The organism is Rhodococcus sp. K11/5 (assembly GCF_055193735.1).
This window is the reverse complement of record NZ_CM143721.1, coordinates 1,360,448-1,382,194: the sequence shown is the minus strand read 5'-3', so window position 1 is coordinate 1,382,194 and position 21,747 is coordinate 1,360,448. Positions and strand designations below refer to the sequence as shown.

Here is a 21,747-nt window from a genome sequence, read left to right as displayed (position 1 = left end):
CTCCGCCGTACGGGGTGTGTCAGCGCCGCTTGCGCGACTTGAGGTAGTCGCTGACCACAGCCGCGCCGAGCCCGTCGAGATCCGGCGCCACCACCCGACCGCCGACCCGATGCGCCATTCGGTCCACGACCCGAGCCAGCCCGGGATCGTCGCCGAGACGGAAGATCGTCACCTGCGCACCGATCTTCGCCACCGTGTCCAGCTCCCGCACCGTCAGACCGAGAGTTCGCGGATGCGGCGGATAGTCGAAGAACGCGTGGCCGTCCGGCTCGAGGTGCGCGGTCGGTTCGCCGTCGGTCACGATCAGCACCACCGGCTGGGCGTTGGGGTTGCGCCGTAAGTGCTTCACCGCCAACATCAACGCGTGGTGCAGATTCGTGCCCTGTTCCCACGCACCGTCCAGACCCGCGAGCTCGGACGTGGTGAGGGTGCGCGCATGACGACCGAAGCCGATCATCTGCAGATCGTCGCCGCGGAAGCGTGTGGACACCAGGTGATTCAGCGCCAGCGCGGTCTGCTTCATCGGCACCCAGCGTCCCTCCATGACCATGGAGAACGACGTGTCGACCAGCAGCGCCACCGCGGCCTGCGACCGCTGCTCGGTCTCGGAGATCTCCACATCGGTCACGGCGAGGCGCACCCCGCCGGAATCGGTCGGCCCCTCCAGCGCCGTGCGCAGTACGGCGTTGGTCACGGTCCGGGTCACGTCCCACGGTTCGGTGTCGCCGAATTCCCAGGCCCGTGAGGCACCCGTCGGCTCCCCCATCGCCCCGGCCTTGCGTGTGTCCCGCTCGCCTCGGCGTGAGGTGATCTTGCCCGCGATGTCACGCAGAGCCGATTGACCCAACTGGCGCATGGCCTTCGGCGACAACCGCCACTGGCCGTCGGCCCCCTTGTGCAGGAAACCCTGCTCCTGCAGCGCTCGTTCGAGCTCCGCGAGAGTACGAGCATCCGCGGCGGCCTCCGGTCCGAGCTGGCGTACCAACGCGTCCGCGTCGATGTCGTCGAGTGCCGCACCGTTGTACTGCTGGGAGAGTTGATCGCCCAGCTCCTCGAGTTCGGCGATGTCCTGCAGGACCCCGGTTCCGTCGCCGAGACCCATACCCTCCTGGCCACGGAACTTCTGCGAACCCTCCCAGTCCTCGCCGGGCCGCGCGGACTGCAGGTTCGCATCGAGCCGCGCCAACTGATCCATCAGGTCCTGGCTGCCGAACGCCTGCTGCGCCAACGCATCCAGCTCGGCGCGCTGATCCGGCGAGAGCGAGTTGCGCAGACGCTGCGCCGCCGCGGATCGCTCGGCGAGCGCGTCGATCAGTTCGTCGACGCTCTGCGGGTTCTCGGGGAAGAACTCGCCGTGATCCGCCATGAACTTCTCGAACTGCTCGTCCGTGTCCTCGCCGCGAGCGTTCGCGTCGAGCAGATCGTTCAAGTCGGACAGCATCTCCTGCACACGCTGACGGTCCTGTTCGGTGGCTCCCTCGAGCGCCTGCTTCATGCCGGCGAATCGCTGGTCGAGCACCTCGCGGCCCAGCAGATCCTTGATCTTCTCGAAGGTCTCGCGCGCCTCGCTGCTGCGCCAGTCGTACTCCGAGAGCTCCTGCACCGCTTGGGCCGTGGACGGCGGTAGTTCCGCGATCTGCATCTCGGCGAAGCGTGCGTCGTCGTCGTCCAGGGCACGGGCCAGCGTCTTGCGCTCCTCGAGCACCGCCTTGTCCAGCAGCTCTCGCACCTCCTGCAGGGTGCCGTCGAGATTCTTGCTCTTGAGCAACTCTCGACGCCGCCGATTGGCCTGCGCCGCAAGCTCGTCGAGCCCGCGCATGTTCTTCGTCCCGCGCCGCAGCATCTCCTGGATGGCGCGACGCGGCGACGATCCCTCGAGCACGTCCTGCCCGATGGCGTCCAGGGCCTCACGCAGATCGACCGGCGGCGCGAGGGGATCCGGGCCGTCGGTGTAGGGCCCGTAACGGGCTGATCCGGCCATCAGCTGTACACCGTCTGCCCGTCGTCGCCGGTGTCCTTGCCGATACGCCGGGCGAGGTAGAGGCCCTCGAGCGCCAACTCGGCCGCAGAGGCCCGCTCACCGTCGGACTCGGCACCGAGGCGCGCGGCGATCTCGTTCAGGACCTCCAGATCGGGCAGTTCGTCCAACAACGCCTTCGCCGTGATCCGATCTCCGGTCACCACGGGCTCACCCTTGTCGACCGCCTCGACCAGAGGAGCGAGATCGATGCCGCCCAACAGATCTCGCGCTGTCTCCGCCGTGGCCCGACGCAGGAGATGGGTGAGCACCTCGACCTCGCGACCCTCTTCCCCGGACTCGAACTCGACCTTGCCTCGCAGCACGTCGACGATCGTGCCGGTGTCCACCGGACGCGCGACGGCGTCGGACTCACCGAGCACCGCGGCCCTGTGCACCGCGGCCGCACCCACCGTTTCTGCTGCGGCGACGGCGAATCGAGCCGAGACGCCCGAGCGCTGGTCCACCGACGGCGATTCGCGCAGCAGGCGGGTGAACCGCGCCAGCACCTCGAGAACGTGCGGCGGAACGGTGGCCGTCAGGTTCGCTTCCTGCTCGACGACCGCGATCTCGTCGGCCAGCAGAATCGGATAGTGCGTACGGATCTCCGCCCCGAACCGGTCCTTGAGCGGAGTGATGATCCGGCCGCGGTTCGTGTAGTCCTCGGGATTCGCGCTCGCGACCAGCAGCACATCCAGCGGCAGCCGAATGGTGTAGCCGCGGATCTGGATGTCGCGCTCCTCCATGACGTTGAGCAGCGAGACCTGGATGCGCTCCGCGAGGTCGGGGAGTTCGTTGATCGCGACGATGCCGCGGTGGGTGCGAGGCACGAGGCCGTAATGGATCGTCTCGGGATCTCCCAGGCTGCGGCCCTCGGCGACCTTGACCGGGTCGACGTCGCCCACCAAGTCGGCCACCGAGGTGTCCGGCGTGGCCAGCTTCTCCGAGTACCGCTCGGTGCGGTGGCGCCATTCGACGGGCAGGTCGTCGCCGAGTTCGCGGGCGCGGCGGATCGAGGCGGGGGTAATGGGTTCGAACGGGTGCTCGCCCAGTTCGGAACCCGCGATCACCGGGGTCCATTCGTCGAGCAGACCGATGAGAGTGCGCAGAAGACGGGTCTTGCCCTGGCCACGTTCGCCGAGCAACACGACGTCGTGTTCGGCCAGGAGTGCGCGCTCGAGCTGCGGAAGGACGGTGTTGTCGAAGCCGAGGATGCCGGGCCAGGCGTCACGGCCGTCGCGCAGGGCGGACAGCAGGTTGTCGCGGAGTTCGTTCTTGACGGTCTTCGCCTCGTGGTCCGACGCACGAAGCGCGCCGAGAGTGCGAATGTCGGGTGCCGGGTGTTCGGAAGCCGGGTGTTCGGAAGCCGGGGACGCGGGCGAGGGAGAAACGGTGTCGGTCACTTCTCCAACGTACGAGCCTTCGGCGCTTTCGGCACGCCGCACCGACCACCTCAGGCAATCAGTGGCCGGCGGGATCCATCAGCGACTTGCCCTCGCCCTTCTTCACGCGGGCTCGCTCGAACAGGACGGCGCCGGTACCGGCCGCGAACAACAGAAGCGTCGCCGGGAAGAGAATCATTGCCCATCCCTCGAAACCGCCGCCGGCCGCCGTGATCGCCAATCCGAGACACCCCAGACCCAGGGCCATCAGGATGTATCCGGGCCAATTTCGCGCGTCGGCGATGGCTTCTCCGGCGTGCGCACGCGTGGTGCGCTCGGGATCTCGAAGCTCGGTGTCGTCGTCGCCCTCGGGCGCGGTGTTCTTGTCGTCCATCGGCTCGCGCTCTCGCTCCATGGTGGTTGATACCCGTCCGACCAACGGGCAAAACCGGCGCAACACATCCGATTCCTCGCGGGCTCCGAAGCAACCGGGGGGTTGCGGGCCACCGCGACATCGACATGTCGAACCACACACCGGCCACGGGGAGACCACATGACCACGGCGTACGACTTCACGGCGACTTCCATCGACGGAGATCCGGTCGACCTGTCCGACTACCGAGGGCGCCCCATGCTCATCGTCAACACCGCCTCCCAGTGCGGTTTCACCCCGCAGTACGAGGGGCTGGAGAAGCTCAACCGCGAATACGGTCCGCGAGGACTCGTGGTCCTCGGCTTCCCGTGCGACCAATTCGGTCACCAGGAGCCGGGCGATGCCGAGGAGATCAAGAACTTCTGCTCGCTGCGCTACGACGTCACGTTCCCCATGCACGAGAAGGTCGACGTCAACGGGTCCGACGCGCACCCCCTGTTCGCCTGGCTGCGCGACCAGAAGGGTGGTGTGCTCGGCAGCCGCATCAAGTGGAACTTCACCAAGTTCCTCATCGACGCGAACGGCACCGTGGTGGATCGCTTCGGACCGACCACCAAGCCCGAGAAGCTTGCCGGCCCCATCCAGAAGGTCCTCGAGACCTGAGAACCATCCTCCCGCTCCCGCGCGTGTCGGCGCCGGTGTCAGTGCGCGAAGTGGCGTGACCCGGTCAGGTACATCGTGACGCCGGCTTCCCGAGCCGCGTCGACGACCTCGGTGTCGCGGATCGAACCGCCGGGCTGGACGACGGCAGTGACCCCGGACGCGGCGAGGATCTGGAAACCGTCGGGAAAGGGGAAGAAGGCGTCGGACGCCGCAACGGCACCGACGGTTCGGTCCCCCGCCCGACGCACGGCCAGTTCGGCCGAATCGACGCGATTGACCTGACCCATCCCGACGCCCACCGACGCACCGTCGGCGGCGATCAGAATCGCGTTGGACTTCACGGCACGGCACGCGCGCCAGGCGAAGCGAAGATCGGCCAAGACGGCGTCGTCGGCGGGATCACCGACGGCGAGCGTCCAGTTCGTCGGGTCGTCGCCCTCGGCGTCGACGAGGTCGCGGTCCTGCACCAGCAGCCCGCCGGAGACCTGCTTGATCTCGGGAACCGGCTGCGGTGGCTCGCAGATGAGAACACGAATGTTCTTCTTGCGCTGCAGAACTCCGAGAGCCCCGTCGGCGTAGGACGGTGCGATGATGACCTCGGTGAAGATCTCGGCCACCTGCTCGGCCATTTCGACGGTGACCTCCCGGTTGGAGGCGATGACGCCGCCGTACGCACTGACCGGATCGCACGCGTGGGCCTTGCGGTGCGCGTCGGCGATGGAATCCGTCGTGGAGACGGCGATACCGCACGGGTTGGCGTGCTTGATGATCGCGACGCACGGGAGATCGTGATCGTGCGCGGCCCGCCAGGCTGCGTCTCCATCGGTGAAGTTGTTGAACGACATCTCTTTTCCGTGCACCTGCGTGGCACGTGCGATGCCCGCTGCCGTGGACGAATCGACGTAGAGCGCCCCGCCCTGATGGGGGTTCTCGCCGTATCGCAGCACCGACGACAGTTCGTAGGTCGCGCCCATCCACGAGGGGAACCGCTCGGCCTCGTCGGCGACGAGGGTGTCGGTCATCCACGACGCCACGGCGACGTCGTACGCCGCCGTGTGCTGAAAAGCCTGCGCCGCCAGCGACACTCGCTGCGCCAACGTGAATCCGCCACCGGACACCGCGTCGAGCACGTCGGCGTACCGAGCGGGATCCACGACCACCGCCACCGACGGATGGTTCTTCGCCGCCGCCCGGACCATCGACGGTCCGCCGATGTCGATCTGCTCGACGCACTCGTCGGGCGAGGCGCCCGACGCCACGGTGTCGGTGAAGGGGTACAGATTGACGACGACCAACTCGAACGGCCGAACCTCGAGCTCCTCGAGTTGATCGAGGTGCTGCTGCTTGCGGGTGTCCGCGAGGATGCCGGCGTGTACGCGCGGGTGCAGCGTCTTCACCCGGCCCTCGAGGGTCTCGGGGAAGCCGGTGAGGTCCTCGACGCGGGTGACCGGAACCCCGGAGTCGTCGATGCGGCCCGCGGTCGAGCCGGTGGAGACGATCTCGACTCCGGCGGCGTGCAACCCGGCGGCCAGTTCGTCCAGACCGGTCTTGTCGTAGACGCTGACCAGCGCTCGTCGAACGGGGCGGCGGGTGTCGGTGCTTTCACTCACTGGGAATCTGAGCCTTTCGTCCTTCGGTGATGACACCTCGTACAGCAACGGCGGCGACCACGTCGATCAACAATCGACGCTCGACCGCCTTGATGCGCTCGTGGAGCGACGACTCGTCGTCGTCGCTCAGCACGGGCACCGACTCCTGAGCCAGAATCGGCCCCGTGTCGACGCCCTCGTCCACCAGGTGGACGGTGGAACCGGAGATCTTCACGCCGTGGTCGAGCGCGTCGGCCACGGCCCGCGCGCCCGGAAACGACGGCAAGAGCGCAGGATGGGTGTTGATGATGCGACCGCCGAAGGCCGCGAGGAACTCGGGCCCGAGAATCTTCATGAACCCCGCGCTCACCACCAGGTCCGGCGCCTGCGCGGAGACGACCTCGGTCAGGGTCCGATCCCACGACTCCCGATCCGGGAAGTCCTTCAACGGGACGCGGATGGTGTCGATGGAGGTGTTCTCGGCTCCGCACGAGCGGTCGGTGCACACGGCGACGATCTCGGCCGGATAGTTCGGCTCCGACGCCGCATCGGTCAACGCGCGAAGGAGAGTGCCCGTCCCGGAAGCCAGGACGACGACACGAGCCGCGCGGTCCCGCTGCGAGGTCGTACGCGGGGCAGACAGCGTGCTTCTCCTCAGCGTCGAACGGGGTGGACCGGGCCCGGAACGACTAGAAGCCTAGACGTGACTAGGGCCGACGCTCGGACTCGGGGTCGACCGGGTTTTCCGATGCCGCGTCGACCTCGGGTGACGTCGTGGTCCCGTCGTCCTCGAGCTCCACGATCTCGGCGTCGACGACGTCGCCGGCCGCGTCCGGCTCGTCCTCGACAGCTTCGGTGTCGACGGCTTCGGTGTCGACGGCTTCGGTGTCGACGGCTTCGGTGTCGACGGCTTCGGTGTCGACGGCTTCGGTGTCGACGGCTTCGGTGTCGACGGCTTCGGTGTCGACGGCTTCGGTGTCGACGGCTTCGGTGTCGACGGCTTGCGGGTCGACGGCTTCGGTGTCGGGCGCGTCTGCATCCGAGGTGTCCGCATCGGGACCGTCGGCGGAATCGAGCACCGCCGATCGGTCGTCGTCCGGGGCGGGGAGGGCGGCCATCTCGTCGATTCCCGAGTCCGGGTCGGAGTCGACCTCGCGCTCGTCCCAGGTGTGCACCTCGTGGCGACGCATCAGATACGCCGTGACCGCGGCGATCGCGGACCCGACGACGACGCACCACGCGAGAACGAACGCGCCGAACACCGGCACGTCCACACCCAGGTCACCGAACGTTCCGACGGCACCGCCGGCGACAAGACCCAGCCCGACCGCGATCAGACCGAGCGCGACGGACGCGGACGCGGCAGCTCGCACGGCGTCGAGCGTCGTGGTGGTCGCGCGCGCACTCGATCGGCCCAGGACGACGGCCGCCACCAGCGGAACCACCAGCATCGCCGGCCACCACGCCTGCGCCGAGGATTCGGGAAGGACCGCGAGGACGGGGACGGCCGGGATCTCTCCGCCGGTGGCCTCGAAGATCCCCACCGACGCGCTGCCCACGTGCGCGGTCGACCCGACGAGCACGGCGGCGGCACCGACGACGACATTGGGGAGGTACGCGATCGACAGCGCCGTCAGACCCAGCACACCACCGACGCCGCCGCCGGTCTCGAGGAGGGCGCCCAGCGTCGACCAGGACATCAGAAGCGATCCCGCGACGAGCACCGCCGCCCCCGCCATCGTCACCGCCCCTGCGCGTGCAGCCGGCCCGGCGGACGCGGCCAGCCACGGCGGCACGGTGACGGTGCGCAGCGCTCCAGGCCAGGTACCCCGGAACACGCCGATTCCCACGCCGATCCCGTGCACCAGCAGGACCCACCCGAACGTCGCCAGGGCGTTGGGGGTCGACAGCGCGATGACGGTCGACGCATCGTGGATCATCGCCAGCATCACCGCGGAGATCGACAACGGTCCGGCGAGCGCGGATCCCACCACCCACAGCACTTCACGGCGAGTCGACCGCTCGGACAACGCCTTCCCGACGCCGGCCGCGACCGACCACACCAGAACACCGGTGGGCAACAGCGGAAGAACACCCAATTCGGCACCGGCGATGCCCAGCGGCACCTGGTGAACGGCGAGCCAGGTGGCCGCGAGTCCGCCGAACGTCCCGGTCAGGTCACTGTTGGCGCTGACCAGGGTGACCACCACGACGGCCGACACGAGAGCCAACAGAACCCCGACGGGTCGGAAGGCCACGCCGACCAGCACGCGAGCTTCGTCGGGAGTGGGGCCGAACCGAGCCGCCGGGGTGGGGTCGCGATCGAGTAGTGAGGTCATCGCCTGTCAGGTTCTCACCGAGCGACGCGTGGGTGTTTCAGGCGCGCCGATCAGCGCCGATCGTCGGGGTGCTCCGTGACATCCATCGCGCGCGTCGACTCGGGCGCGCTCGAATCGGAGTCCGCCGGGGGCGAGTACCGCTCGGTGGGAGACGTCGTCGCCGAACTGCCCGACGGCTGGCCGTATCCGGCGGGTTGACCCTGAACGGGCTGCCGACCCGACGCGGGCTGCCCGTGACCCGACTGGCTGTACCCCGACTGGCTGTACCCCGACTGGCTGTAATTGGGCTGACCGTACTTCGGTTGGCCGTATCCCTGGGGCTGGCCGTACGCCTGAGGCTGGCCGTATCCCTGAGGCTGGCCGTATCCCTGAGGCTGGCCGTACGCCTGAGGCTGGCCGGAACCCTGGGGCCGACCGTAGGGGTACGGGCTCGGGTTCGGCTGGCTCGGGTTCGGCTGGCTCGGGTTCGGCTGGCCGTATCCCTGCCCCTGCTCCAACGGGTAACCCTGCTGCGCGTTCCCCTGCTGCCCGAAGCTCGGCTGTCCGTAGGCCTGCTGTCCGTAGCTCGGCTGGCCGTACCCCTGCTGTCCGTAGGCCTGCTGTCCGTAACCCTGCTGGCCGTACCCCTGCTGGTTCTGACCCTGCTGCCCGTGCGGGGCAGGTGCCTCGGCGGTCTTCGGTCGCGGAGCCGGAGCGGTGACGACACCCGACTCGAGCAGCAGACTCCCGATGGACGCGACGGACTGCACGAGCCCCAGCAGCAGCACCAGAATCGTGCCGATTCCCAGACCGACCTGTTCGGTCGCACCGAAGATGTCGACGAGCTCACCCCGGTTCATCGCCTGGGCCGCGAGCGTGAGGAAACCGGTCAACGACAGCGCCGCGACGATGGAGGTGTGACGGCCCTGCTTCGGGAGCAACCCTGCCGCTGCGATGAGCGCGGCCACGAACAGCACGGTGATCGACGTCGAATCGCCCAGCGCCCGCTGGAAGAAGTTCGAGGAGTCGACCGCCAGGGTGAACTGTGCGCTGAAGCCGAGGAGGAAGGCCAGCACGCCGGTTCCGATCACCACGTACGACGCAATCTTCACGACGAACGAAGTCCGGTCCTCGGACGTCACCGGTGCTGCGGACGTCGAGGTGTCTGCGGGCGTCGAGGTGGCGACGGGCGTCGACGTGTCTGCGGAGGCCGAGGTGGCTGCGGACGCCGAGGCCGGCCCCTGCTCCGACGACTGGGCGGGTGACGGGAACGCGTACGTCGGGCCGGCCGACGACGCGGCCGGTGCCTCCGAGCCGCTCGCGCGATCCTGCGACGACGTGGAGCTGGGGCTGTCCGACCACGAGGGTCCGGTCCACGACGAATCGGACCATGCGGACTGCGTCGAGGTGTCGTCCGTCCGAGGTGCGCCGCTCGGCTGCGCTTCGCTCGGCCGGGATTCGCTCGGCCGGGATTCGCTCGGCCGGGATTCGCTCGGCGGGGACGCGCTCGGCTGGGGGTCCCTTCGGCCGGAGTCGGGCGTGTACGGGGACGTCGGGCCGTCGGTGCGGTCCGACGACGGAACGTTCGCGTCGTCCGTGGGCTGGGCCGGGGATCCGGTGGAGCCGGACGGTCCGTCGTGCTCGGGTCCCCCTGATGAGACGGTCATCGTCGATTCCTCCTCGTCGGTTCCTGGTACCCGGCCACCCTACTGACCGACGACGACGCCCACCTCTCCCCGGCGGGGGCAGGTGGGCGTCATTCGGACGATTCAGGCAACCGGTGCCGGTTCCCTGACGTCGGCCCGCGCCGCCTCGATCTCGCGGACCAACGGAAGGACCTTCGCACCGAAGTACTCGATCTCCTCCTGGAAGTGGAGGAACCCACCGAGGATCAGATCCACTCCTCGATCCCGGTAGTCGACGATGCGCGTCGCCACCTGCTCGGGTGTGCCGATCAGTTGGGTTCGGAAGCCGTCGTTGTACTGCACGAGATCCTCGAACGACGAGTCGGACCACATCCCCTGCTTGTCGGAGGTGGAGTTACCGGCCTGGCGAACCGCGTCCCGAAAACCCTCCACCGCAGGCCGATTCGCCTTCGCGACGATCTCGCGCAATGTGTCCCGCGCCTCCTTCTCCGTGTCGCGCGCGATGACGAACCCGTTCAGTCCGAACTTCACCTCGCGGTCGTGCGCGCGAGCGACCCGCCTGATGTTGTCGAGCTGGTCGGTGACGCCGTCGAAGTCCTTTCCGTTGGAGAAGTACCAATCGGAGTACTTCCCGGCATTCTCCTGCGCCGCGGACGAGTTGCCGCCCTGGAACAGCTCGGGGTTGGGGCGATCCGAGGTGTTCAGGGGCTTCGGCTTCAAGGTGAAGTCGTGGATCCGATAGAAATCACCACGGAAGTCGACGTCGTCCTCGGTCCAGATCTTGCGCAGCACCTGGAGGAACTCCGCGCTGCGTCGGTACCGCTCGTCGTGTTCGAGCCATGGTTCGCCGAGATGGGTGAACTCGTCCTTGAACCATCCGCTGACGACGTTGACCGCGAAGCGGCCGTTCGACAGGTGGTCGGCGGTGGCACCGAGCTTCGCGAGCACGGCCGGCTGCCACAAGCCCGGATGAACGGCGGCAATGACTTTCAGCCGTTCGGTAGCGAGGAGAAGTGCGAGCGAGAAACTCGTCGACTCGTGCTGGTACTCGGCACCGTAGCTGGCCTCGTACCGCACCTGACTCAGCGCGTACTCGAAACCGTTGTTCTCGGCCGTCCGCGCGAGCTTCTTGTTGTACTCGTATTCCCAGCTCGTGCGCTGCTCGATGGTCGACGTCACCAGTCCCCCACTCACGTTGGGAACCCAGTAGGCGAACTTGATCTCGTCGGAAATGCGTTCGGTGGTCATGACACCTTCTCCTTCAGGAGTACCAGGTCGGTTGCGGAAGTTCGGACGTCAGAACCCACCGACCGACTTCTCGACGCTTGTAGGCAACCGGGTCGTGAAGAGTGTGGGTGCGAACGTTGCGCCAGAACCGGTCGAACCCGTATTTGCTCGCCGTCGCCCGAGCCCCCAGCGCTTCGAAAACGGTCGAGGTGATCTCCAGGGCGACCTCGGTGGCGCGTGCCTTGACGGCAGCGACCCGAACCTCGTGCTCTCCACGCTCCTGCTCGGTCACGTTCCAGGCGTTGTCGTGGATCGATTTGCCCTCCAGCGCAACCGCATCGGCCAAGGCCTCGGCCGCCCACAGCTTGGCGGTGAGGTCACCGTAGATGTCGATGATGTACGGCTCGTCCACGGCCTCGTCCACGGTGCTGTGCAACCACGCCCGAGTGGTGCTCCTGGTGTAGGACGCGGCTTCGTCGAGCGCGCCGCGGGCGATGCCGAGGTAGAAATTCACGAACACGAGCTGAATGGTGGGAACGTTCAGCGTGTTGTAGACCCGGGGCTGGAACTTCTTGTCGACGAATCCTGCTGCGTCGCTCCAGTTCACCCGAACCCGGTCGATGGTGACGCTGCCGCTCTCGGTCTGCCGTTGGCCGATGTTGTCCCAGTCGTCGTGAAAGGTGAGTCCGTCGATGGTCGACGGAACGAGCGCGAAGACGTGCTGCCCGTCCGGGAGTGCGCCTTCGAGCACCGTCACGTCGGAGACCCGGCTGCCCGTGGAGAACGTCTTGGCACCGTCGAAGACGAGGGTGTCGCCCTCGTCGGTGACCGTCACGTCGTTGTCGCGGGGATTGACGGCTCCACCGAAGAACCAGGTGCCGGCCGTCGCGGCCTCTTCGACGGCCGCGATCTGCTCGCGCGTCCCCACCAACCGTGCGGCCCAGAACCACAACAGGTGGTACCCGAGGAGTTGACCGATGGAACCGTCCGCGGTCGCCACCGTGCGGATGACCTGGTAGGCCGTCGGCCAGTCCTGCCCGCCTCCACCGTGTTCGGGAGGCCCGAGCAGGGTGACGAGGCCGGCGTCCTTCAGGAGCTGGACCTCGTCCACCGGGGCGGCGCGGCCCTTGTCACGATCGGCGGCTCCGATCGCCAGAAGCGCGGCGACCTCGGCGGCACGGCCGATCCAGGCCTCGGGCGTGGTCGGCGCGTCGGGCCAGTGTCGAGTCAGGGGGCGATTCTCTGTCGTCGTCATGGCGACCAGTGAAGCCGCGAGGCGCCGCCGTGAGAACACTTCGAATCACCGTGATTCGAGCAGACCGAAAACCGGGTTCTCGATTCCCAAACCCCCATGCGGATTTTTATCGAATAAAACCGATTTGTTTGTAACGCATCACAGACGCTGTCGATTAATCTTGCGTCAACAACAAACCGGCGGGTCTTGCCCGCATTCCCCGAGGAAACGTCATGCGCAGATCCGTCATCGCCGCTGCAGTCACCGTCGGCGCGCTCGCCGGCGCCATCGCCTCCCCCGCCATCTCCAGCGCTCAACCGACCACGCCCAACACCATCGTCACCTTCGCCGTCGCCGGGGGAAACATCGCGATCGCAGCGGAGTCCGGAGCACAGCTGGCCGAGGAGAGCCTGACCAACGTAGCAACGGGAAACCTGGGTAATGTCACCGTCACCGATGACCGCCGAATCATCGGTGGGTGGACCGCGTCCGCGGTCAGCACCTCGTTCAGAACCGGCACTCCCCCGGCAAACGGTACCGAGATCGCGGCCGACCAAGTTCGCTACTCCGGTGGACTGGCCGTGGCAGTGAGCGGATTACCTTTGGCTCTGCCGGGCACTTTGACGAATCCGACACCGACACTGGAAGCGACCAAGCCCGTCCAATCGGCCACCGTCATCGGCCGGAACGCAGCACGCTGGAACCCGACGCTCACGGTGACCCTCCCCGCGAATCGTACTGCCGGTACGTACACCGGAACCATCACACACTCGGTGGCCTGACGCCGGTGCGTTCACACTTTCCACAAGCGGCGGCCGTCCTAGCGACGGTCGCCGCTGCACTCAGTCTGGGCACGATGACCTCTGTTCAGGCACAGGAACCGTCGGCGGAGCCCACCGGGATCGGCATCCGACTACTCGAAGCGCCGGTGGCGCTGGCCGACGACCCTCGCGCGCAGAATTACCTCGTCGACAATCTTCCACCGGGGACCCTGATCGAGCGTCGGATCGGAGTCACCAACGACACCGGCGCCGACACCACGGTGAAGCTCTACGCGGGTGAGGGCGACGTGACCGCCGACGGCTTCGTTTTCGGCGATGGGGTCGAGGGAAACGAACTCACATCGTGGATGACAGTGACTCCGAGCGAGGTACCACTGGCTGCGGGCCAATCGTCCGAAGCCGTGGTCAGGGTCGCGGTACCCGAGGACGCGACGGAAGGCGAGCGGTACGCGGTGGTGTGGGCAGAAGTGGAGTCGCCTCCCATCGCCGGTTCGATTACCTCCGTGACCCGGGCAGGCATCCGTGCATACATCTCGGTGGGGCCGGGCAACGGACCACCGGAGGATTTCGAGGTCACCTCGGTCACCCCCGAGCGCTCCGACACCGGGGCGCCCACGCTGGCGATCGAAGTAGAGAACATCGGGGGAAGGGCGCTCGATCCGACCGGTACCGCAACGTTGTCCGACGGACCCGGCGGCCTGTCGACGACCCCAATAACGGACTCCGGTGGTTCCATCGCGCCGGGAGCCTCCGGGGTGTTGCGAATCGAACTCGACCGCGCCCTTCCGCCGGGTCCGTGGACTGCCGACGTCTCCGTCAACAGCGGACGAGTGAATCGAGATGCGGCGGCTTCGATCACCTTCCCCGAGCAGAGTGGCGACGCAGTCGCGACAGCGACCACCGGCACCATCATCCCGGTATGGGCATGGGCGATCGCAGCCACTGTCGCCGCCGCGGCCATCGTGTCCGTCGCGTGGTTGTTGCGAAAGCGAGCGTCTGCGGGCGTTTCGCGATGATCGCGCCCACGCGGAGTCGAGGCCGCGGACCGATCACGGCATCGGTAGTGACAACTTTCGTTCTGCTGACATGCGTCGGCACACCCGCCGCTGCGGCACAGAACCCGGCCACCTGTGTTCCGGTCGACACCACTGCATCGACCACCACCCCGCCGCTCACCACTGCACCGCTCACCACGGCACCGACGACGGCGTTGCCGCAGTGTCCACCGGATGACCGCACGACAACGTCCGCTTCCTCGACCCCCACGGCGACGACCCCCCTGACGACGACCTCGACCGCCGTCACGGTGACGACGACGATTGCCGGCACCCCACCGTCGTCGATTCCCTCGTCTGCTGTCGATCTCGTTCCCACCGTCACGCTCGACGCACCCGAGACGACGAACATCGGACCCACGACGTCCGCATCTGTTCCGACCCGGTCGGCGCGTGCGGTCGGACCCGCTGCTCTGGCCGCCGAGCTGGGACCCGTCACCGTGACAGGTCCCAGCGCGGCCACCCCGGGTAGCTCGTGGGTGGCCAGTGGTACCGCCGGCGTCACCAGCGCGCTCGGAAGCTGGACCGTATCCGTCTCACTGTCCACGTTCGCCGTCGATGCGGCTCCGAACCGGCCCGTGACCATCAGCAACGCGACCTACGCCGCGAGCTCGGCAACGTGCCTGTCTACGTTGGGATTACCGATCGGACGAACGATCGCGCCGACCACGGTGCCCGTCGCGACGGACGCTCGAAGCTTTCGATCGTCACCGAGTGGCTTGCTCTCCGGAGTCGTCTGTCTCGCCAACTGGACCTATGCCCTCACATTGCCGATCCCCGCCGACGCGCTGGCCGGAAAATATGTCGGGGTCCTCACCCATTCGGTGGCGTGATCCACACGGCCCGTCACACCGTCTCCGCGATCACCACCTTGCCGATCACGTCTCCGCTCTCGATGCGGCGATGGGCCTCACGCACAGCGTCCACGTCGATGGGACCGAGGGTCTCGGTGACGGTCGTGCGAATCGTGCCCGCGTCGATCATCGCCGACACCTCGTTCAACAGCTCGCGCTGAGAAGTGCTGTGCGGCAGATGGAGCGGCACGGTGAACATCAGCTCCCAGAGCCAGGACTGGCTCTTGGCCTTCAGCGGCATGAGATCGAGGCCCACCGGATCGTCGATGGCGACGACGGCTCCGTGCACGGCCAGGACGTCCGCGTAGGTCTCGACGTTGCCCTCCGAGAACGGCGAGAAGATGTACTGCACACCGTCCGGAACGAGCGCCGTCACCTCGTCTCGCAGTGCGCGGCGATCCACGACGTGGTGTGCGCCCATCTGCCGTGCCCACTCGCGCGATTCGTCGCGTGACGACGCCGCCACCACGGTCAGCGAGGTCAGGGCCCGCGCCAACTGGATGACCATCGATCCGGTACCGCCGGAGGCTCCGACGACGAGAAGCGTTCCCTCGCTGCCCCTCTCGATTCCGAGTCGCACGAACAGCGCCTCCCACGCCGTGATGGCGGTGAGGGGGACGGCGGCCGCCTCGGCGTACGACAGCGAGGACGGAGCCCGGCCGACGATGCGTTCGTCGACCAGTTGATACTCGGCGTTGCTGCCGTCGCGGGCGATCGACCCGGCGTAGAACACTCGATCCCCCGGCACATAGGTCTTCGCATCGGGCCCGACGGCGACGACTTCGCCGGCTGCGTCGTAGCCCAGGGTCTTCGGGGCGTCGTCGGCGGAGAACGAGCCGCGCACCTTCATGTCCACCGGATTGACCGACACAGCACGAACGCGCACGAGGACGTCGAACCCGTCGGGCCGAGGTGTGTCGCGTTCGACGGACACGAACGACGTGTCGGAATCCACGGGACCGGACTGCGTGGCCACGATCGCGCGATGGGTGGAGGGGATGCTCATGTCTCGACGGTAGAGGTTGCCCTCGGGGCGCCGACGTCACCCCCACCCACGAGTGAGGGGCACCCTCGGTCCGTGTGCGCGACCGAGGGTGCCCCTCACTCAGGTGGAGAACTTCAGGTGGAGAACGAAACCTACTTGCGCGCCTTCAGGATCTCGCGCGCGAGCTCGGCGGTCTCGGACGGCGTCTTGCCGACCTTGACACCGGCCGCCTCGAGGGCGTCCTTCTTGGCCTGAGCCGTACCCAGCGAGCCCGACACGATGGCGCCGGCGTGGCCCATGGTCTTGCCCTCGGGTGCGGTGAAGCCCGCGACGTAGCCGACGACCGGCTTGGTCACGTGCTCCTTGATGTAGTCCGCAGCACGCTCTTCGGCGTCGCCACCGATCTCGCCGATCATCACGATGACCTCGGTGGCGGGATCCTTCTCGAACGCCTCGATGGCGTCGATGTGGGTGGTGCCGATGACGGGGTCGCCGCCGATGCCGATGGCCGTCGAGAAGCCGAAGTCCCGCAGCTCGAACATCATCTGGTAGGTCAGCGTGCCGCTCTTCGAGACCAGGCCGATGGGGCCGGTGCCGGAGATGTTGGCGGGCGTGATGCCGACGAGAGCCTCACCGGGGGTGATGATTCCGGGGCAGTTCGGACCGATGATGCGGGTCTTCTTGCCCTTCTCCACGTTGTAGGCCCACGCGTATGCGCTGTCCTGCACCGGGATTCCCTCGGTGATGACGACGAGAAGCGGGATCTCGGCGTCGATGGCCTCGACGATGGCGTCCTTGGAGAACGCCGGCGGCACGAAGGCGATCGAGACGTCGGCGCCGGTCTTCTCCATCGCCTCGGCGACGGAGCCGAAGACGGGAAGCTCGACGTCGGAGCCGTCGGCGGCCTTGTGGGACACCGTCGTTCCGGCCTTGCGCGCGTTGACGCCGCCGACGACCTGCGTGCCCGCCTTGAGCATCAGGGCAGTGTGCTTGGTGCCTTCGCCGCCGGTGATGCCCTGGACGATGACCTTGTTGTCCTTGTTCAGAAAGATAGACATGGTTCCCTTACTTCGCAGCCAGCTCGGCGGCCTTGTCGGCGCCTTCGTCCATGGTTTCGGCCAGCGTCACCAAGGGGTGCGCAGCATCGGCGAGAATCTTGCGGCCCTCGTCGACCTTGTTGCCGTCGAGGCGGACCACCAGCGGCTTGTTGGCGTCGTCGCCCAGCTTCTTCAGCGCGCCGACGATGCCGTTGGCCACCGCGTCGCACGCGGTGATGCCGCCGAAGACGTTCACGAAGACGCTCTTGACCTGATCGTCGCCCAGGATGACGTCGAGACCGTTGGCCATGACCTCGGCCGAGGCGCCGCCACCGATGTCGAGGAAGTTGGCGGGCTTGACGCCACCGTGCGCCTCGCCGGCGTACGCGACGACGTCGAGGGTCGACATGACCAGTCCGGCACCGTTTCCGATGATGCCGACCTGACCGTCGAGCTTGACGTAGTTGAGGTCGTTCTCCTTCGCCTTCGCCTCAAGGGGATCGGCCGCGTCGGCGTCCTCGAACGCAGCGTGGCCTTCCTGACGGAAGTCGGCGTTGGCGTCGAGCGTGACCTTGCCGTCGAGGGCGAGGATCTGATCGTCGGGCGTGCGAACCAGCGGGTTCACCTCGACGAGGAGAGCGTCTTCGTTGATGAAGACCTCCCAGAGCTTCTGAATCGTGTTGGCCGCGGCGTCGAGCACCTCGGCGGGCAGCTTGCCGGCCTCGGCGATCTCACGTGCGAACGCGAGATCGACACCCTTGACGGCGTCGACGGGGATGCGAGCGAGGGCGTCGGGGTTCTCCTCGGCGGTCACCTCGATCTCGACACCACCCTCGACGGAGCACATCGCGAGGTAGGTGCGATTGGTGCGGTCGAGCAGGAAGGAGATGTAGTACTCCTCCGCGATGTCGCTGGCCTCGGCGACGAGGAGCTTCTTGACGACGTGACCCTTGATGTCGAGTCCGAGAATCGACTCCGCGTTGGCCGTGGCCTCGGCGACGTCCTTGGAGTACTTCACACCGCCGGCCTTGCCGCGGCCGCCGACCTTGACCTGAGCCTTGACCATGACAGGCTTGCCGATTTCTTCGGCGATCTGCGTGGCACCGGCGACCGTGTCCGTGACACGACCTGCCGACGTCGGTACTTCGTGCTTGGCGAAGAGTTCCTTCGCCTGGTATTCGAAGAGATCCATCAGCTCACCATCTCGTCTGCGTTGACGCCCGCTCGAGGGGTAGGAGCGGGTCCGACTTGGCACTGTAACTTTCCTGCCTGCGGCTCAAACGACAGCCCGGCGATGTTGTGGTTCAGATCACCGAACCCGAGCCGAAACGGACATACGCTGGGCCGGAGGTTACCGGCGGGTACGTCCGACCAGCACTGCGGCGACCACCAGAGCCACGGCCCCGAGCCCGCTCGGGTACACGCCGACGAGGAGCGACACCGGTTCGGTCGACTCCACGAGCGCCACGCCCAGAACCAGAACCGCCGGACCCACCGCGGCCCCGAGCAACAACGACGCTCCGCGCGCCGGCCGCGACCGCAGGGCCACGACGCCCGCCGCCACCACGGCGACCGCGAGGACGACGCGGCCCCAGACGTCGTATCCCCACGGCAGAGTCGCGATCGATCCCACGGCCTGCCCGCCGAGCGAATAGGCCGGGAGAAGGACACCCAGGGCTGCGACGGCGGCCGCACCCACGACCACCGCGGTCGACGATGCCGACGGCTCGCGTTCGATGCTGGTGTCGATGTCGTCGCGTTCCGCCGCGCCGGCGGCAACGAGAACCGCCAGCGCGGCCACCGTGGCGACGATCCCCAGCAGCAGGGCATAGGCCCCCGGTCCGAATCCGACAGCGCCGATACCCGCCGCCAGGACCAACGCCTGCACGACGCTCGCAGCCGCGGCCAGTTGAGCGAACAGGATCATCGCGACAGCGGGGCGCGCGATCGGCGCGAACTCGCTGAGCAACAGCAGCACCGACGTCGCAGCGGTGATCACCGCGATCAGGACGGTCAGCCGGATGCCGGAGACGACGGGCGCTTCCGCGCCCGGCAACGCGAGCAGATCCACCGCGGCCGGAGCTGCGACCGCCACGGCCGACACGATGGACAGTGCCCCGGCCAGGGCATGACGACGGCCCGGACCGCTCGCCGGGCGAGCCGAACCGACCGGGCGGGCCGGACCGCCGGTGCCGACCGGCGTCGCACTGCGTCCGATCACCCACGCCGAGACGGCGCCCGCCGTGACCAGCACGAGTGCGGCCGGCGCTCCCCACCGCGGACCGGCACCGATGTCGATGCGATCCCCGGCGCCCGCGGCACCCCACCACCGCACGAGCATCGTCGACGAGGCGGCCCACCCGACGCCCGTCATGACCGCCGCGGCGACCGGTGCGGAGTTCGAGGTGAGCGCGTACGACGCCAGGATCAGCACCAAAGCCGCCGAGATCGCACTGCCGATCGAGAACAGCACCGGGCCGTCCACCACCGCGTGGGCCAGGAACACCGGATCGGTCGAGGTGTAGGCGGGCAACACGAACGCGACGGCGACGATCACGGTGGCGACGATCAGGAGCGCGACCACCGGGAACGGGAGGCGCCGACCGACCGGAACGTCGTCCTCGGTCGGGGCGTCCGAGGTACGGCGCACCAGGGCGGCGCCGGCCACGCCCGCGACGAACACGAGCAGGTGTCCCCCCGTCACGAGGACAGCACCGAATCCCGCGTCCAGTGCGGCGGCCGTCGAGGGTCTGAACAACTCGAGCCGATTGGCGTCGATGGCGCCCTCGAACAGCTGCAGATCGGTGATCGACGCACCGAATGCGAGAGCGCCGACACCGGCGGTCGCCGCGCCCACCACGTCGGATCGGCCTCGACGGGCGGCCACCACCAAGGCCGCGGTTCCGATCGCCCAGAACACGGTGCCGACGACGACGGCCGGAGTGGACGGCCCGATCACCCCGACACCGCTCACCACGGGCGCGACGCCGGCGACCGCGAGGACGGACGCGAGGATCGGGGCCAGCGCACCGACCGCCGCCGAGACGGCGACGACGAGCGCCGCTCGACGGTCCGGCGGGACCGACGAGGTGAGCGGGTCGGGCGCCACGGCGAGAGGTGTCACGATGGAGGACGGTAACGAACGCAGCCGCGGTTCGTGATCGCAACCGTGGTCGAGCCGGGCGGTGTACCCACTGGGAGTTGTCTTCAAGTATCACCAGGTCGACTTGTGAGCCACCTCACATATACCTCAGGATCCCGCGTTTGGCTTGCGCCTGCTGCAACCGTTTCGTTACCGTCGCCCAGTCACATCACGAGCAGGTTACGATCAGGAGGACGGCAGCTCTTGCAGCACCACCGCACTCCTTTCACGCACAGCCGCTTCGTCACGAATTCTTCGGACACCGCCGCACGCGTCGACGAGAACACCGTGTTCACCCCGGCCGACGACGCGTCGTTCCTGGTGGACACCGGATCCATGAACATCACGGACAACTCGGGTGCCACGTCCCCCTGGGATCGCGACCACGAGACCGAGGACTACGCCGCGTCCACTCCGGCGTACGCCTCGGCAGCCCGGTCCGACCGCACGGACGGCGTCCGCCGTCGCCGCTCGGTCCCGGCGAGCCAGTTCCTCTCCGCGCCCGTTCGCATCACCCCCGCCGCATCCGTCGCGGTCGGCGTCGTCGCCACCGACGACGTGACCCCGGTCCGCACCGGCGGCGCGCACCGTATCCCGGCTCCGCCGAACGCCCTGAAGGGTCGCGTCGCCGTCGTCGCAGTGGCAGCCGGCGCCGTCGTCGCGGCCGGACAGGCCGCACTCGCCGATCCCGCGGCGGCACCCGAGCGCACCGACACGTCCGAGTACGCCCTCGCAGCCGGCGCCGCTCCTGTGCTCGCCGACGTCGCGATGGTCGAGCCCGAGGCACCCGAAGCCCCCGGCGTCGTCAGCGCCCCTCCGGCCGGCCCGCCCGTCACCATCGCCACCTCGACCGGCGCTCCGATCTCGGCACCGACCAACTCGGCCGCACCGCAGATTCTGAACATCGCCGCACCGGTCGATCTGGGCCAGTTCAGCGAACTGCTCGCGAAGGGCCAGCGATTCGCCGAGGAGCGCCTCGCTCGCGAGGCCGAGGCACGACGCCCCCTCTTCGCCCTGCCCGCCGCCGGCACGTACACCTCGGGTTACGGCGCTCGCTGGGGCACGCTGCACGCGGGCGTGGACATCGCCAACGCCATCGGCACCCCCGTCTTCGCGGTGGCCGACGGGGTGGTCGTCGACTCCGGTCCGGCCGCCGGCTTCGGACTCTGGGTTCGCATCCTGCATGCCGACGGCACCGTGACCGTCTACGGCCACATCGATTCGTCCGAGGTCCAGGTCGGTCAGGCCGTGATGGCCGGCGACGAGATCGCCAAGATGGGCAACCGCGGCCAGTCCACCGGGCCGCACCTCCACTTCGAGGTGCACGTGGGCGGCGAGAACAAGGTCGACCCCCTCCCCTGGCTCGCCTCGCGCGGCATCAGCCTCGGCCCCGAGCGCGACTAGGGCCGGCACCGCACACACGCGAAGAACCCCGCACAGTTT

Annotated in this window: 19 protein-coding genes; 6 read left to right on the top strand and 13 right to left on the bottom strand. The window is 68.0% G+C overall.

The window, feature by feature from the left end:
- Positions 1-19 precede the first annotated feature (19 nt).
- The 3 genes from ACY466_RS06685 to ACY466_RS06675 form a co-directional block, all read right to left on the bottom strand.
- Positions 20-1,981, bottom strand: a complete 1,962-nt coding sequence (locus tag ACY466_RS06685; protein ID WP_463250892.1) for a hypothetical protein — start codon at positions 1,979-1,981, stop codon at positions 20-22.
- Positions 1,981-3,345, bottom strand: coding sequence for a sigma 54-interacting transcriptional regulator (locus ACY466_RS06680; protein WP_463252162.1), 1,365 nt, complete (start codon positions 3,343-3,345; stop codon positions 1,981-1,983). The genes ACY466_RS06685 and ACY466_RS06680 overlap by 1 nt, the downstream gene beginning before the upstream one ends.
- A gap of 133 nt (positions 3,346-3,478) precedes the next feature.
- Positions 3,479-3,793 (bottom strand): hypothetical protein, encoded by a 315-nt coding sequence (locus ACY466_RS06675; protein WP_463250890.1) that lies wholly within the window; start codon positions 3,791-3,793, stop codon positions 3,479-3,481.
- A gap of 159 nt (positions 3,794-3,952) precedes the next feature.
- Between ACY466_RS06675 and ACY466_RS06670 the strand changes: the two genes are divergently transcribed.
- Positions 3,953-4,435, top strand: coding sequence for a glutathione peroxidase (locus tag ACY466_RS06670; RefSeq protein ID WP_463250888.1), 483 nt, complete (start codon positions 3,953-3,955; stop codon positions 4,433-4,435).
- Positions 4,436-4,473: 38 nt separating this feature from the next.
- Here the strand turns inward: ACY466_RS06670 and purH are convergent, their stop codons facing one another.
- The 4 genes from purH to ACY466_RS06650 are packed head-to-tail and all read right to left on the bottom strand — an operon-like array spanning position 4,474 to position 9,454.
- Complete coding sequence (purH, locus tag ACY466_RS06665; protein WP_463250886.1) at positions 4,474-6,045, bottom strand: bifunctional phosphoribosylaminoimidazolecarboxamide formyltransferase/IMP cyclohydrolase; 1,572 nt, start codon at positions 6,043-6,045, stop codon at positions 4,474-4,476.
- Entirely contained in the window at positions 6,038-6,682 is a 645-nt protein-coding gene (gene purN, locus ACY466_RS06660) for a phosphoribosylglycinamide formyltransferase (RefSeq protein ID WP_463252161.1), read from the bottom strand. The genes purH and purN overlap by 8 nt, the downstream gene beginning before the upstream one ends.
- Before the next feature lie 49 nt (positions 6,683-6,731).
- Positions 6,732-8,363 (bottom strand): cell division protein PerM, encoded by a 1,632-nt coding sequence (locus tag ACY466_RS06655; RefSeq protein ID WP_463250884.1) that lies wholly within the window; start codon positions 8,361-8,363, stop codon positions 6,732-6,734.
- Between the two features lie 50 nt (positions 8,364-8,413).
- Positions 8,414-9,454, bottom strand: coding sequence for a DUF5336 domain-containing protein (locus tag ACY466_RS06650; protein WP_463250882.1), 1,041 nt, complete (start codon positions 9,452-9,454; stop codon positions 8,414-8,416).
- 49 nt (positions 9,455-9,503) lie between these two features.
- On the opposite strand from ACY466_RS06650, the gene ACY466_RS06645 reads away from it, so the two are divergent.
- Positions 9,504-10,055: a hypothetical protein gene (locus tag ACY466_RS06645; RefSeq protein WP_463250880.1), complete on the top strand. Its 552-nt coding sequence runs from the start codon at positions 9,504-9,506 to the stop codon at positions 10,053-10,055.
- A 56-nt stretch (positions 10,056-10,111) separates the two neighbouring features.
- On the opposite strand, the gene sfnG is transcribed toward ACY466_RS06645, so the two are convergent.
- The gene (sfnG, locus tag ACY466_RS06640; protein WP_463250878.1) at positions 10,112-11,236 is read right to left on the bottom strand and encodes a dimethylsulfone monooxygenase SfnG; all 1,125 of its coding nucleotides are present in this window, start codon (positions 11,234-11,236) and stop codon (positions 10,112-10,114) included.
- Positions 11,237-11,249: 13 nt separating this feature from the next.
- A complete protein-coding gene (locus ACY466_RS06635; RefSeq protein ID WP_463250876.1) occupies positions 11,250-12,470 on the bottom strand; it encodes an acyl-CoA dehydrogenase family protein in 1,221 nt (406 codons plus the stop codon).
- Positions 12,471-12,682: 212 nt separating this feature from the next.
- Between ACY466_RS06635 and ACY466_RS06630 the strand changes: the two genes are divergently transcribed.
- From ACY466_RS06630 to ACY466_RS06620, 3 genes are all read left to right on the top strand, one after another.
- Positions 12,683-13,231, top strand: a complete 549-nt coding sequence (locus ACY466_RS06630; protein ID WP_463250874.1) for a hypothetical protein — start codon at positions 12,683-12,685, stop codon at positions 13,229-13,231.
- 74 nt (positions 13,232-13,305) lie between these two features.
- Entirely contained in the window at positions 13,306-14,247 is a 942-nt protein-coding gene (locus tag ACY466_RS06625; protein WP_463250872.1) for a COG1361 family protein, read from the top strand.
- Positions 14,248-14,537: 290 nt separating this feature from the next.
- Positions 14,538-15,119 (top strand): hypothetical protein, encoded by a 582-nt coding sequence (locus ACY466_RS06620; RefSeq protein ID WP_463250870.1) that lies wholly within the window; start codon positions 14,538-14,540, stop codon positions 15,117-15,119.
- Positions 15,120-15,132: 13 nt separating this feature from the next.
- On the opposite strand, the gene ACY466_RS06615 is transcribed toward ACY466_RS06620, so the two are convergent.
- The 4 genes from ACY466_RS06615 to ACY466_RS06600 form a co-directional block, all read right to left on the bottom strand.
- The gene (locus ACY466_RS06615) at positions 15,133-16,146 is read right to left on the bottom strand and encodes a zinc-binding alcohol dehydrogenase family protein (RefSeq protein ID WP_463250868.1); all 1,014 of its coding nucleotides are present in this window, start codon (positions 16,144-16,146) and stop codon (positions 15,133-15,135) included.
- A 131-nt stretch (positions 16,147-16,277) separates the two neighbouring features.
- Entirely contained in the window at positions 16,278-17,183 is a 906-nt protein-coding gene (gene sucD / locus ACY466_RS06610; RefSeq protein WP_463250866.1) for a succinate--CoA ligase subunit alpha, read from the bottom strand.
- A 7-nt stretch (positions 17,184-17,190) separates the two neighbouring features.
- The gene (sucC, locus tag ACY466_RS06605; RefSeq protein ID WP_463250864.1) at positions 17,191-18,354 is read right to left on the bottom strand and encodes an ADP-forming succinate--CoA ligase subunit beta; all 1,164 of its coding nucleotides are present in this window, start codon (positions 18,352-18,354) and stop codon (positions 17,191-17,193) included.
- A gap of 159 nt (positions 18,355-18,513) precedes the next feature.
- Entirely contained in the window at positions 18,514-20,286 is a 1,773-nt protein-coding gene (locus ACY466_RS06600) for a hypothetical protein (protein ID WP_463250862.1), read from the bottom strand.
- Between the two features lie 222 nt (positions 20,287-20,508).
- On the opposite strand from ACY466_RS06600, the gene ACY466_RS06595 reads away from it, so the two are divergent.
- On the top strand, positions 20,509-21,708 hold the full coding sequence (locus ACY466_RS06595) for a M23 family metallopeptidase (RefSeq protein ID WP_463250860.1): 1,200 nt from the start codon (positions 20,509-20,511) through the stop codon (positions 21,706-21,708).
- The last annotated feature ends 39 nt before the right edge of the window (positions 21,709-21,747 follow it).